The sequence below is a fragment of the Capillibacterium thermochitinicola genome, assembly GCF_013664685.1.
Classification (GTDB): Bacteria; Bacillota; UBA4882; order UBA10575; family UBA10575; genus Capillibacterium; species Capillibacterium thermochitinicola.
Genome location: NZ_JAAKDE010000025.1, coordinates 41,487 through 55,153, shown reverse-complemented (window position 1 = coordinate 55,153; position 13,667 = coordinate 41,487). Strand labels below are relative to the sequence as shown.

10 protein-coding genes and 1 pseudogene are annotated in these 13,667 nt (G+C 53.6%); all 11 read right to left on the bottom strand.

What is annotated here, in order from left to right:
* Positions 1-683 precede the first annotated feature (683 nt).
* The 11 genes and pseudogenes from G5B42_RS10225 to G5B42_RS10180 all read right to left on the bottom strand — a co-directional run bounded on the left by G5B42_RS10225 (position 684) and on the right by G5B42_RS10180 (position 13,662).
* On the bottom strand, positions 684-2,657 hold the full coding sequence (locus G5B42_RS10225; protein WP_181340378.1) for a DUF4838 domain-containing protein: 1,974 nt from the start codon (positions 2,655-2,657) through the stop codon (positions 684-686).
* A 148-nt stretch (positions 2,658-2,805) separates the two neighbouring features.
* Entirely contained in the window at positions 2,806-4,011 is a 1,206-nt protein-coding gene (locus tag G5B42_RS10220) for an ROK family transcriptional regulator (protein WP_181340377.1), read from the bottom strand.
* Positions 4,012-4,240: 229 nt separating this feature from the next.
* Positions 4,241-4,363: a hypothetical protein gene (locus G5B42_RS12185; RefSeq protein WP_269206208.1), complete on the bottom strand. Its 123-nt coding sequence runs from the start codon at positions 4,361-4,363 to the stop codon at positions 4,241-4,243.
* Between the two features lie 18 nt (positions 4,364-4,381).
* Complete coding sequence (locus G5B42_RS10215; RefSeq protein WP_181340376.1) at positions 4,382-5,092, bottom strand: ABC transporter ATP-binding protein; 711 nt, start codon at positions 5,090-5,092, stop codon at positions 4,382-4,384.
* Entirely contained in the window at positions 5,079-5,855 is a 777-nt protein-coding gene (locus tag G5B42_RS10210) for an ABC transporter ATP-binding protein (protein WP_181340375.1), read from the bottom strand. The genes G5B42_RS10215 and G5B42_RS10210 overlap by 14 nt, the downstream gene beginning before the upstream one ends.
* Complete coding sequence (locus tag G5B42_RS10205; RefSeq protein ID WP_407926913.1) at positions 5,852-6,931, bottom strand: branched-chain amino acid ABC transporter permease; 1,080 nt, start codon at positions 6,929-6,931, stop codon at positions 5,852-5,854. Before G5B42_RS10205 ends, G5B42_RS10210 begins: the two co-directional genes overlap by 4 nt.
* Positions 6,932-6,939: 8 nt before the next feature.
* Positions 6,940-7,833 carry a branched-chain amino acid ABC transporter permease gene (locus tag G5B42_RS10200; RefSeq protein ID WP_181340373.1) on the bottom strand — a complete coding sequence of 298 codons (894 nt, stop codon included), beginning with the start codon at positions 7,831-7,833 and terminating at the stop codon, positions 6,940-6,942.
* A 77-nt stretch (positions 7,834-7,910) separates the two neighbouring features.
* Positions 7,911-9,056: an ABC transporter substrate-binding protein gene (locus G5B42_RS10195; protein WP_181340372.1), complete on the bottom strand. Its 1,146-nt coding sequence runs from the start codon at positions 9,054-9,056 to the stop codon at positions 7,911-7,913.
* Between the two features lie 308 nt (positions 9,057-9,364).
* Positions 9,365-10,733, bottom strand: a pseudogene (locus G5B42_RS10190) (aldehyde dehydrogenase).
* 95 nt (positions 10,734-10,828) lie between these two features.
* Positions 10,829-12,421, bottom strand: coding sequence for a xylulokinase (locus G5B42_RS10185; RefSeq protein ID WP_181340371.1), 1,593 nt, complete (start codon positions 12,419-12,421; stop codon positions 10,829-10,831).
* Positions 12,422-12,444: 23 nt separating this feature from the next.
* Positions 12,445-13,662 (bottom strand): class II aldolase/adducin family protein, encoded by a 1,218-nt coding sequence (locus G5B42_RS10180; protein WP_181340370.1) that lies wholly within the window; start codon positions 13,660-13,662, stop codon positions 12,445-12,447.
* Positions 13,663-13,667 lie beyond the last annotated feature (5 nt).

The window sequence follows — 13,667 nt, the reverse complement described above, 5'->3', positions numbered from 1 at the left end:
TGCTATGCAGTGACTCCTCCTTTTTTACCGAACTATGGAATTTTAGACTGCCATTCTCGGTATTCTTATACTACCACAAACACATAATCATATTGCATTAAATTAATTTCTTTATGGACACAAGAAACGATGAACAGTAGACAAATAAGAAAACTAAACGTTTAAGATTACTGTTCCAATGAAAACCAACAGAGGTACATTTTTATGCTCAATCTTCCTTTTTTGGTATATACATATTTCGTAAGCCAAAAGGAAGAAAGCACCACACACACGGTTTATTGGGGAAAAATACAACCCCATTTCTTCCCCTAAAAATAATAGACTGAGTGAAAATAAATACATGCTGATGAAATCTAGCCAACTTCGCATCTTTTGTAGATATTCCTTTACCAGTTTTTTACTCTAATGAATTTGTACATCTAGCCAAATAAAGCAAGATTTATTAGAATGTCCATTTATGGTAAACCCAGGGATAATATATCACAATTGCGCAAATATTAAAAACCCCTATTTTGGCAAATAAATAGCGAAAATAGTCTTTTTCCTACAAATGGCACTATTTTCACCATATTATTAGGAATTACGGCTTATAACAGGCGTGTTGATCCCCCGAATCTAAAAAAGCGGTAAGTCATCTTGACCTACCGCTAAAATTATTCTTTTTAAATAGCATATAACGTAAGTCAGACCTCTTGCTTCAGCTTCGCCAGGACCCTTCCCGCGGTTTCAATAAATAAACAGACATCAAACACCATTTGGATTTGGTCTTCGTGCGAACAGAGCAAGTCCTTTGTTTCTTCCCAAACTTGATCGGCTTCTTCCTTTCGCCCCGCCAAGAGATTAAGGAGGGCCGTTACGAACCTGTCATAAACCTCGAGGAAAATACCGAGGTACCGCCAAGACATACGGTGGCATTTGTTGGTAAGGTCCCGGTTGGCGGCGACCAACGCCTTCAATTCCCCAATTACCCGCTTTGTTTGGTGAAGCTTCTCAAGAAAACGGACTTCATCGAACTGCGAAGACCGCCCCGCCCACGGATCCAGTTCATCCAGGAAATCAGGTAATTGGTCCATCAACTCCCGGCATTTCTCCCCGTCCGGCCCAAAAGCGCTGGCGTAATAGTCCGCCGCGATCTCCGAAAAAGAACGAGTCGGGTCCCAAAGCGCCCGGCCGATGACGGTCATCGGCAGTCCCGTGGGCATGAAAGCCCGTTGGACTTGGCAACTGATTAAACCGTTCAAGCCGATTGTTTTTAGATTTTTGATATCCTGATGGGCGGTGCGCGCAATCGTGGTATAGCCGGGGTCAAAATAATGGGCCCACATCAGATGATAGTCAAAGTCAAAAGCATCGCCGGAAAACATTTGCTGCCAAGTCCGGAGGTGAGCCAGGTTCTCCCGGACACTGGAGGGAAACTGTAATTGGTTCCTGACATAGGGCGGGATGGTCTGCTCCGCCAGCCGGTCGGGAATCGACTGCGTATAAGACCGGGTAATCGGGGCAAACATCAAGACAAAGCGTTCGGGATTCTTGATTCGTTCTTTTTCCGGAGCCCACAACAGATCGACGTAGACCAAAAAGACAATCCGCGTCTTCAGTCCCGCGGCGGTCAACTGTTCGTCCAAATCGTTCAGCATTTGGACATAAAAATCCGCCGGACGGGCCTTCCCACACTCCGCACACTCGCACTGGTTATTCGAACCGTCGGCCAGCCAAAAATGGAGGAGGTCAATCCCGGGGTGCTCCTGAAGGTACCGCACGATCTCCCCGACGATCATCTCTCGAACCTCCGGGTTGCTGTAACAAAGGTTGGTATTGAGCGGAATGCCCTGCCAAATTTGGCGTTTCCCCTTGATCTCCGCCAAAAACGGGGCAATTTCCGCCGGTGCCTCCTCGTCCACCTTTTGGTCCCAGCCAAGGCCGGGGAGGCCCAAAGGTTCGCACGTCCAGCCGTGGCCGACGGCGTGATAGAGTAAACCGCGGCGTTTGATCTCCTGTTCAAGGCGGCGCACGATCTCCCGCGCCTCTTCCCTGGTAAAACCGGCGGGTCGTTGTTGCGGGTTATGTTTATGGTCATACCAGCGCTGGAAGAAGGTAAAGGCTTCGCGAAACTGAATGAAGTAGGCGTTCATCCCTACTTTCGGCAACCAATCAATCACCGCCCTGACATTTTCTTCGCTGACCGCCCCTTCGATGCAAATTCCCCGGTGCCGGTAAGCCGCCCGCTCACAAACAGTTGCGTTCAAATCCGCCAAAGCTTTCCTGGGAATCAGCTCGCCATCATCCCCGGGCCGAACCCACCGGCAGCCGGCTGCGGTCAGGAAACGATAAACCGCCAGCAGCAGACTGCGGGGGTTGTTTCCGGCGATAACGCCCTTGCCGTTTTCCACCCGGATATAGACGGCGTCATCCCAAACCGGATCCGTAACTTCCGGCGTTTCCAGACCCGGAAAATCGGCGAACAAACCCAGCTGCAAAGTGGGTACACCGGGGGTTAAACCGGAGGGTGGTTCTTCAGCAAATACCACCTCTGTTTCTTGCCCCAGCATTAAACGGAGATACTTCCCCAATTCCGCAGCGGCAAAGGCGGTGGTTTCGTTGTTGGTTTTGAGATGAATCCGCACGACTTTTTTCTGCCCAATCCCTTTTAACTCCATTTGCTTTACTCCTTAAATCATTTTATTTTTATTTGCTCTATTCATTAGTCGAACCGAGAACAATGCCACTGACAAATTGTTTCTGCAAATGGCTAACTTCTTTGTTGTCCGCATAAATGTTGGCAATTAAAAAGTTCTGCTCACCCTCCTACACCGGATATTCAAACCATTGGTGAATGACAAGCCCAACGGCCCCACGAAGATCGCTCTCCTTGCCAAGCTCGGAGCCGACAATCGCCGGCGGGGTTTTCCATTTGTTTTTTTGGAAAAACGGACGGCATTTTTCAACAACATCCTGCACAAACTGGGGATCAGCCACCCCCCAAAAGCCGCCGATCACCACCATTTGCATACCGAAAAATGATTCCGCCAGGATAACAATCCAGGCCAAAACCGTAATCGCCTCATTGTACAATTTAAGGGCAACCGGGTGTTTTTCCTTGATTAACTGGTAAAATTCCTTTTCATCGGCGATTCGCTCGCCGGTCAGTTCCTCAAAACGGCGAAAAACCAAGGGTAAATGCAGGTAATCATCGACCGTACCCTCCAGCACCGGCAGGTTCCCAATCTCGCCCGCCATGCCAAAAGGGCCGGAAATCAGGCGCCGCTCACTAATCAAACCCGCCCCGACGCCGGTATCGGTTTTTAAGTAAACAAGACTGGAAACATCTTTGGCGCAACCAAACCATAACTCGGCCAAAGCCGCCGAATTGGCATCGTTTTCAATAACGACCGCCGCCCCCGTCCTTTCCTCCAAAAGCTTCCCGAGCGCTACGTTATTCCAACTGAGATTGTTCGAATGAATAATCCGCCCCGACTTGTTGTCGACCACCCCGGCTACGGCCAGGCCAATGCCGACGATCTGTTCTTTATCAATCCGGCTTCCTTTCACTAATAACCACAATTCTTTGACGATCTCATCGATTAAATCATCGGGGACCAGGGAAAGGGGAACAAAGCTGCGTTTTGCAATGACCTTTCCCTCCAAATTCGTAACCGATAAAATCGCTTCACTACTCCGCAGATAAATCCCGACGATAAATAACTGATTGGAATTAAGCCGAAAAAGTTCAGGCCGCCGTCCACCGCTTGATTCCTCATGTCCAACCAGAACAACAAAGTTCTTCTTTAATAACTCGCTAAGAATTCTGGTGATCGTCGGCAAACTAATGCCGGTTAACTTGGACAACTCCGCGCGGGAACAACTGCCCTCCTTATAAAGAACCCGTAAAACCGAGATGACATTGACCGTCCTTAAATAACCTGTGCTTGTCAGTGACCCTTCAGGACTAACGGACCGCCGAGCCTTAGTGTATTTTTTGTATAATTCAGACGCGTTCCTTTGTTTGCTCATTACCGCTCACTTCTTACAATTTGTGGTATGAAAATAACTTGATCTAATTTTATCATCCGATATTTACAATGTCAATCACCATTTACCAGCAATCACCCAGGCCCGCACCGGGCACTTGCCGCATCAGACAAATTTTGCGGTCGCATTACGCATAAAACGCAGCAAAACAAAACTCCTGGAAGAAAACCTCTGTCTATTGTCATTTGTCATTAATATTGTCCGCAAAGAATTACCTTGGCCCGCTTCTCCCCGGCCGGGGCCGGTTGGTGTTCGCCCCGGCAGAGATGGCAACGGGAATCGTTCCTTGTTCTTTATTCTTTTGTTGCGCGGGCAGCAGAACAGGCGGTGACATACTTTTAAATGTAGACGCCTACTTGCTTCTCCCAAGGTAAGCCGCTTTTACTTGTTGATTGGCCAGCAGTTCCCGGCCGGGGCCCTGCAGGACAATACGGCCGGTTTCCAGCACGTACCCTTGATCGGCGATCCGTAGGGCGGCATTGGCATTCTGTTCGATCAGGAGAATCGTCACGCCCTGCTGGTTGATCTCTTTGATGATCCGGAAGATCTCCTTCACCAGCAACGGAGCGAGCCCCAAGGATGGTTCGTCCATCATTAAGAGCCGCGGCCGGGACATTAAAGCACGCCCCACCGCCAGCATCTGTTGCTCGCCCCCGGAAAGGGTCCCCGCCAGTTGCCAGGTGCGCTCCTTGAGAATGGGAAAAAGGCTGAATACCCACTCGAGGTCAGCTTTAATCCCCTTTTCGTCCCGCCGGGAGAAAGCCCCGATCCTTAAATTCTCCAGGACGGTCAGCTTGGGGAAGATCCGCCGCCCCTCGGGAACTAGGGTTATTTGCTGCTTTGCCATATTGTAGGTCTTTTCCTCAAGCAAATTCCGGCCTTTAAACAACACCCGGCCACTGACCGGCTTCACCAGGCCGATCACCGTCCGCAGAGTGGTGCTTTTCCCGGCTCCGTTCGCCCCGACCAAGGTGACGATCTGACCCTCTTCCACCTCCAGGCTAATTCCTTTTAAGGCCTCAATGCCCCCGTAGGCAACTACCAAGTCTTCAATCTTCAGCATCTTCATTAACCCCCAAATAGGCTTCGAGCACTCGTTGGTTATTTTGAACCTCCGCCGGCTTCCCGCTGGCAATCAACATCCCGTAGTCGAGCACATAGATGCGTTCGGAGATGTTCATCACCACATCCATGTGGTGTTCGATGAGGAGGACAGTCAGATCAAACTCGTCCCGGATCTCCTGGATAAATCCGGTCAAATCCTCCGCTTCCTTCGGGTTCATCCCCGCTGCCGGTTCATCAAGGAGCAGAAGTTTGGGGTCGGTGGCCAAAGCACGGGCGATCTCCAACCGCCTTTGCAGCCCGTACGGCAAGGCACTGGCCCGCTCGTCCCGGAGATCGATCAGGCCCACCCTTTCCAGCAAGGCCAGGGATTTTTCCCACATCTTCCGTTCTTCCCGCCGGTAGCTGGGGAGTTTAAAGACGGCTTCCAGGTAATTTGCCTTGAGATGGAGATGGTTGGCGATCAAAACATTTTCCAAGACGCTTAAACCCTTAAACAGCCGTATATTCTGAAAGGTTCTGGCGATCCCGGCCTTGGTAATCAGGTCCGGGCGCAGCCCCGTAATCTCCCGATCCATAAAGAAGACCCGTCCCTGGGTCGGCTCATAGACGCCGGTAATGATATTAAAGACGGTGGTTTTCCCGGCACCATTCGGGCCAATCAGACCGACAATCTCCCCGGCGGCCAGTTCCAGGTTAAAACTCTTGAGGGCGGTGAGTCCGCCAAAGTTCATGGTGACATCTTCTAGCTTCAAGAGACTCATCGGTCAACCACCCCTTCAGTACGCTCTTTTTTAAAGAGGCCGCGTAATCGCCGGTAGGCCTTGCTCGCCAGGAGCCGGTCCCAGCTGAACTCATTGGTGCCCATCAGACCATGCCGGTAAAAAAGGACCACAAACATGAGCAAAGCGGAGAAAACAACCGAGCGCATCCCCACTTTCCCTTGGATCACAACAAAGCCCAGATTGATGGATTCGTCCAAGAAGCGCAGCACTTCGTTGGCGATGGTAACGATAAATGCGGAGATGATCGAGCCGGTGAGGCTTCCCATCCCGCCCAGGACCACAATTAACAGGATGTTGAAAGTAAACATTGAACTGAACATCTTGGGATCAATGGTTCCCAGCAGGTTCCCCAGGAGGCCTCCGCCAATCCCGGCAAAGAAAGCGCCGATCACAAAAGAAAGGGTTTTGTGGCGCGCCAGATTAATCCCCATACTCTCGGCGGCGATCTCATCCTCCCGGATCGCCTTCAAAGCCCGTCCGTAACTGCTATTGATCAAGGAGACCAAAAAGACCAGGGTAAAGGCGGCCGTGCCGAAACTCCACCATAAGTTGGTCAGCGCCGGGATCCCCTTCAGGCCCAAAGCGCCGTTGGTAATACGCTGGGTGTTGGTAAAGACCACCCGGATAATCTCGGCAAACCCCAAAGTCGCGATGGCCAGGTAATCGCCTTTGAGCCGGAGAACCGGCGCGGCGATTAAACCGCCGACCACCGCCGCCAGAAGGCCACCGGCCAAAAGCGCCAACGGGAACGCCAAATTAATCTGGTCGAGCGGCTTGATTAAAGGTGCCAAGTAAAAAATCTGATTTTTGACCGCGGGCGGCATGGTCAAAAGGGCGGTGGTATAAGCGCCGACGGCCATAAAGCCCGCGTGGCCCAGCGAAAACAGACCGGTAAACCCGTTGATCAGGTTCATACTCATGCCCAAGATCGCGTAGATGGCGCAGACATTTAGAATCCGCACAATGTATAAATCCAGAAAGTGCTCGGCGAAAGCAATGAACCCCAGCAACAAGAGGACAGAGACTGTCGTCAAAACTCGGTTTCTGGTTTTTATCTCCATGCTCACACCTTCTCTGCTGTTTTCTCGCCTAAAATTCCCGTTGGCTTTGACATGAGAATCAGAATCAAGAGCACAAAGGCAAAAGCATCCCGGTAGCCGGTGAGGTTGGGCAGGAAGGCAACCAGCATAATCTCGCCAATGCCGAGGATAAACCCGCCAATCACCGCTCCGCCGATGTTGCCGATCCCGCCAATAACCGCCGCAATAAAGCACTTCAGCCCGGGAACAACCCCCATCAGCGGTTGGATCTGGGGAAACTTCATTCCCCACATAATCCCGCCCACCGCGGCCAGGAGAGAACCCAAACCAAAGGTAAAGGCGATGGTCCGGTTGATATTGATCCCCATCACCTGGGCAGTTTCTTGGTCCATGGAGACGGCCCGCATCGCCATGCCGGTTTTGGTTTTATTAATCAAATACATCAGGCCGAGCAGGGCAATAAAGGTTACGATGGGAATGTAGAAAGTCAGCTTTTGGATGGCAACCGTGCCCACCCGCACCACGTCGGTAAAGAGCTTGGGCGCGGGAAAAGGCTTTGGCACCCCGCCGAAGAGGACGATGGTCAGGTTCTCCAGGAAAAAGGAGGCCCCGATCGCCGAGATCAGGAGCGAAATTTTCGGCGCACCACGGAGGGGCCGGTAAGCAACGGCCTCCACCCCCATGCCGAGAGCGGCGGTGAGCACCAGTACCAGGGGGAAGGTGATGAACCACGGAATCCCAAAAGTGGCAATCCCGAAAAACGCGAAGTAGGTGGCCATCATAAAGATGTCGCCGTGGGCAAAGTTAATCAGGCGGAGAATCCCGTAGACCATGGTGTAGCCGATGGCAATCAAGGCATATAAACTGCCCAGCGAGATCCCGTTGCTAAGGTGTTGGAGGAAGAGATCTAGAGTCATGTAAACACCCCGATTTGTCTTTTCTATAAAGACCTGCCTCCCCCGGCGCCCCGGAGGAAGCAGGTCTTGGGTTCAGCTTATTGTTGCGGCGCAATCGTATCCAGGTAGGTAAACTTCCCGTTCTTAACCACTTTGATCACGGCATTCTTAATCGCATCGCCGTTGGCATCAAGGGTGATGATCCCGGCGGCACCGGGGAAGTTCTTGGTCCGGGCGATCTCGTCGCGCAGCTTGACCCGGTCGGTCGTGCCCGCCCGCTTAATCGCATCCAGAATCAGAATATAGGCGTCGTAACCAAGGGCGGCCACCGCGGCCGGTTCTTTATTGTACTCGGCCCGGTAAGCCTCGATGAACTTCGCCGATTCCTCAGTGATCGGGGTCTCGGTGGCAAAGAAGGTCGAAAAGACCGCACCCTCTACCGCTTCTTGCCCGATATCCAGGAATTCCTGGGTCTCCCAGGTGTCCCCGCCGATGAAGGGGCAGGTAATCCCCAGTTTCCGCGCCTGGCTAATGATTAAAGCCGATTCGGTGAAGTTTCCGGGGGCAAAAATGACATCCGGATTTTGGGCTTTCACGTTTGTCAACTGGGCGGAAAAATCTTGGTCACCGGTGTTGTAGTTGGCCAACGCCACAATGCAGTTTTCGTCACCGGTCAGCTGTTTGAAACTGTCCATAAAGAATTTGGCAAGACCGACGGCGTAGTCGTTGTTGACTTCCTGGATAACCGCCGCTTTTCTGGCCCCCAGCTTGCTATAGGCGTAGTTGGCCATCACGGTACCCTGGAACGGATCGATAAAGCAAACGCGGAAATAATAATCGTTTCCGGCCGTCACCAGCGGGTTGGTACAGGAAGCGCCCACCGTGGGAACCTTCCCCTGCCGGACAATATCCCCGGCCGCCATGGAGAGGGAGCTGCCCCAACTCCCGATGATCGCTGTTACTTTTTCTTTCTCGACCAAGCGGGCCGCGGCGGTAGCCGCCTCCACCTTATCCGATTTGTTATCCGCAATTACCAGCTCCACCTTTTTCCCTAACACTTCCGGGTACAGCTTATTGGCGAGTTTAATCCCTTCCACTTCCAGCTGTCCGCCGGCGGCGTTTGCCCCGGTAATCGGCTCAAACACCCCGATTTTAATCACATTGCTCTCTTTTTTGATACAACCGGTCAACGCCGTTGCAAATAGTAAAATAAGCAGTAGAAAAACTATGTTCTTTCCTCGCAAGCTAAATCCTCCTTTTTTAATATTTGATTAACAAAACGATCAATAATACTAAAACCTTTTCGTTATATAGTATAAATATCCTCTTATTATCATTAAATATTTTCAAGCCGGCCGCCATCGCCGGCCAATCCCTGCGCTAAGAAGGAATAAAAATTTTTTCAGTTGCAAACTTCGCCAAGCCCAATCGTTGCCAACACGTCTCCCCTGACATTTAGCCCATCACGATCCAAAATAAAAAAGAGAGCAGGCTACGCCAAGCCTGCTCAAGAGAGTATTTATTGTAAGTTAAGGAAAAGAGGTTAGCCGTTTTAGCCCAATATTTTCCTCAGCAGATTTAACCGGTCTTTATACGGCGGATAACGGAGCGGGAGCTCGAAGGTAAAGGGCTGTTTGAGAATGCTTTTCGCGTGGGAAAAGGTGGCAAAGCCTTTTTCGCCATGATAGGCCCCGAGGCCGCTGGCCCCCACCCCGCCGAAAGGCAGATGGTGATTGGCCACATGCATAATGGTATCATTGATACAACCCCCGCCGTAGAGCAGGTTATTCACCACCCAGGCCTCCAGGTTTTTATCCTTGGTAAATACGTAGAGAGCCAGTGGTTTCTCCCGCGCCCGGATGATCGCAACAGCCTCCTCGAGACGCTCATAGGAGATAAGTGGCAGGATCGGGCCGAAGATCTCCTCCGTCATTAACGGCGAATCGAGAGCCGGCTGATCCACCAGGGTGAGTTCGATCTTCAATTGCGCCCGGTCGGCCGCGCCGCCAAAAATGATCTTATCCTTTTCCGCCGTAAGCATCCCTTGCAGGCGGTCAAAGGCTTCGGGGCGGATGATCCGGCCGAATTCCGGCGACAACAGCGGCTTTTCCCCAAAAAACCTCCGGACCGCCGCTTGCATCGCTGCGATTAAGTCCTGTTTTACCGCCCGGTGGACCAGAACATAATCGGGGGCGACACAGGTCTGCCCGGCGTTGATGGCTTTGCCCCAAATGATGCGCTGTGCTGTTTTTTCGATGTCTGCGGTTTGGTCTACCAGACAGGGACTTTTCCCCCCCCAGCTCCAGCGTGACCGGGGTCAGGTGCTTGGCCGCCGCGGCCATCACAATCTTCCCCACCCGGACACTGCCGGTGAAGAAGATATGGTCAAACCGGTTCTCCAGGAGGGCGGTGTTGACCTCTTTGCCCCCTTCGAAAAGGGCAATGTATTCCGGCGGAAAATGCGCGGCAATGAGCCTGGCCAGGAGCGCCGAGGTCTGCCGGGCATAACGGGAAGGCTTGAGGACGACACAGTTCCCGGCGGCCATCGCCGCCACCAGCGGCGCCACGGTCAACTGGAAAGGATAATTCCAGGGGGACATGACCAAAACGACCCCCAACGGTTGCCGGTGGATATAGGACCGGCCGCCGAAACTGGTGACCGGCGTCGGTACCCGTTGGTCTTTCATCCAGCCCTTAAGGTGCTTCAGGGTGTGTTTAATCTCCGTATAGACCAGGGAAAGCTCGGTGGCGTAACTTTCAAAGGGACACTTCCCCAGATCCTGTTCCAAAGCGGCCAGAATCCGGTCCTCATTTTCCTTGATGGCCCCGTACAAAGTCTTCAGTTGTTTCACCCGGAAAGCATACGGTAAGGTTGCCCCCGATTGAAAGAACTCCCGCTGCGCCGCTACGGTGTTGTTCATTTCCTCTCCCCTTGTCACCTTTCCGCTCCCCCTCTCTCCTTGGGTTTGGACGCCCTAATCCCGGCTCGCCGCCATGCTCAACATGCTCAACATCATTACCCGTTCAACAGGCTGAAGGCTTTCCTGTTATTATAGTATAAAGACTTGAAGATTGGGAAGTACCGGTCGTAGACGGCTTTATGCTCCGGGTTGGGCAGATACCGTTCTTTGACCGGAACCAACTGCCCGGCCGCGGTCAAGTCGGGAAGGAGGCCCAGCCCCACCGCCACCACGAGCGCCGCCCCCACGGCCCCGCAGTTCTGCGGGTGTTCAACGGTCTCGATCTCCCGTCCCAAAACATCGGCCAGGATCTGACAGGTGAGCGGGGCCAAAGCGCCGCCCCCCACCAACCGGATCCGGCGGGCCGCCTTCACTTTGCGCTCCGCCGCTTCCAACTGCCACCGCAGGTGGTAACAGACGCCCTCCAGCACCGCGTGGATCAACTCGGTCTTGCCCGTTTCGAGGCTGATGTTGAAGAACATCCCCCGGGCGTTCGGGTCCTCAAAGGGACAGCGGTTCCCGTGAAGCCAGGGGGTGAAGATCACTCCGTTGCTGCCCGGCGGGACATCTTTGATCGCCTGCATCATATAGTCGTATAGGTTCACATTGACGGTCTCCAGCGACCTCCCGTCTTTATCCCGCAGGTAGATGTTGATCTCATCCAAAGCCAAATGGTCCCGGACCCACTCCAGGCACTTCCCGGCGGTCTCCAGTTCGGCGAAGTAGTGGAAATAGCCGGGATGGGCCCCGATGATCGCGGCGATCATGTTCTTCGTGTCCAGCCGCTGGCGGCGGACAACCGTGGAGACCCACCCGGAAGTGCCCAAATAAATATGGGTGCTCCCCTCGCCGACCGCCCCGGCCCCCACCCCGATCAGCGCGGCGTCACCACCGCCCCCAAAGACGGGAATTCCGGCGGCCAATCCCAGCTCCGCCGCGGCCTGCGGTGTAACCCGGCCGACCAGGTCGGTCGAAGCAACAACCCGGGGTAGATGCTTGGGGTTGACCCCCAGCATCGCGCAGAGCTTTTTGCTAAACCCCCGCCGTCCGGGGCGGGTGTCATACAGCAAGGTGGCAAAGGCGCTGTCTTCGGTCATTACAAACTCGCCGGTGGTTTTCAGGACCAAATACTCCTTCACATCCAGCCATTTATAGACCTTTTCGAAGCTAGCCGGTTCGTTCCGCGCCACCCATTTATACTTCCAGACCGGATCCTTCACACTGGCCGCCACCGCTTTGCTGATCCGGATCGAGTGGAATACCTTGTAAGCATTCAGCCCCGCAATTTTGATTCCACGCCCCATTCCCTCTTTCAGCTCTGCTTTGGCCCGGTTATCCATGTAGCTCATACTCCGCCGGACCGGTGCGCCATTGGCATCGACCAGTACCAGCCCCTGCATCTGGCCGCAGAAAGAGAGGCCGGCGATCTGGTGGGGCGAAATTCCGCTCACCGCCAATACTTGCCTGGTGGCACGGCACATGGCCCGCCACCAATCTTCCGGGTCTTGTTCCACCCCGCCGTTCTCCATCATGTACAACTCATAACCTTCAACCGCATCAGCAAGCAAGGTAATCCGGTCCGTCAGCGCAAAAAGGCAGGTTTTCATGGAGGTTGTACCCACGTCATAGGCCAGGACATAAGTACTCACCGTAAAACCTCCTTTCCCGGCATTCAGGGCCGGCGGCTTTCCGTACCGGGTACATACGCCTGCTTGGCGTACTTTTTCAGGTAAACATAGCGCATGAGCATACTCTCAAACCGGTTAATCGGTCGCACTTTACCGAATAAGGCCGCGCCAATCAGGGCTTTAGCGTTCTTTTGCAGGATCATCGCCACCGCCGTGGCATCATCCTCGTTGGCTCCACAGCAAAGAGCACCGGTATTCTTAAGCAGGACGGCAGCGGATTTCCTTAAGGCCTCGGCGACCCCGTCCTGGTCTTGCCGCTCAAAGGTCCTGACCTCCAAACCAATGATCTGCGCAAAATCGTCCAGGAGCGGTTTTAACCTTACCCCCGCCGCCGCCAGCACTTGCAGTTCCGGGGTGGCCTTGAAGATAATCGCATTTATCCCTGGATTACGCTGGTAAATGGTGCGGTAAAGCCCGGTCTCCGCCAACTGGCCGGCGATCCTTTCTTCGAAAACCTGCCGTGCGCTCTCCCCGTCCGCACCGCCTGGCCCCGCCTCCTCACGGTCGCTATCGGCGTCAAGCCTTCCTGCTGCTCCCGGTCGAACCGGTACAGCCGGGACGGCCGCTTTGTTTTGCCGGAGCGCAAAAGCCGCCAGGGCGTAGGGATCATACTCCGTCGCTCCGCTCAGCTTTAAATACCGGTTGATCACATAGTCGGCGCAGACCTTCTCCAACGCCGCCGCCACGGCGAAGGCCTCCTCCGCATCCCGGCCAAAACAGAGCGCACCGTGGTGTTTCATGATTACGGCCTGGCCGGTGGACTCCGCCAACGCCCGGCGGACCTTTTTCCGTAAAGCCTTCGTCCCCGGCAGGGCGTAATCGGCACAGAGCACCGCCTCGCCCAGTCGCGGATCGGCCCCGCCGACCGGAATCGCTTTTACCGTGGTCGCCGCAATGACGGAAGCGTTCTCCTGGTGGGTATGGATGACAAAGTTGATCTCCGGATGCCGCTTGTAAACTTCGGCATGAATCCCCTTTTCGGAGGAAGGTTTGATCGACCCTTGGTAACTGAGGTCGTCAATCCTAACCTGAACCAGATCGTCCGCGGTCAAGGATTGGTAACTCCGGCCGCTGGGGGTGATGATGAAACTGTCCGCATCCACCCGGCAGCTGACATTACCCCAGGTCCGCGCGATCAAACCCGCTTCCACCAGTCTTAAGCCGGCTTGCAAAACCAAATTTCGGGCTTGGTTAATCTCCATCACAA

Coding starts and splice junctions, on each gene's coding strand:
- G5B42_RS10225 (WP_181340378.1), bottom strand. CDS start 2,657: ATGGAGTTAAAAGGGATTGGGCAGAAAAAAGTCGTGCGGATTCATCTC.
- G5B42_RS10220 (WP_181340377.1), bottom strand. CDS start 4,011: ATGAGCAAACAAAGGAACGCGTCTGAATTATACAAAAAATACACTAAG.
- G5B42_RS12185 (WP_269206208.1), bottom strand. CDS start 4,363: ATGTCACCGCCTGTTCTGCTGCCCGCGCAACAAAAGAATAAAGAACAA.
- G5B42_RS10215 (WP_181340376.1), bottom strand. CDS start 5,092: ATGCTGAAGATTGAAGACTTGGTAGTTGCCTACGGGGGCATTGAGGCC.
- G5B42_RS10210 (WP_181340375.1), bottom strand. CDS start 5,855: ATGAGTCTCTTGAAGCTAGAAGATGTCACCATGAACTTTGGCGGACTC.
- G5B42_RS10200 (WP_181340373.1), bottom strand. CDS start 7,833: ATGACTCTAGATCTCTTCCTCCAACACCTTAGCAACGGGATCTCGCTG.
- G5B42_RS10180 (WP_181340370.1), bottom strand. CDS start 13,662: ATGGAGATTAACCAAGCCCGAAATTTGGTTTTGCAAGCCGGCTTAAGA.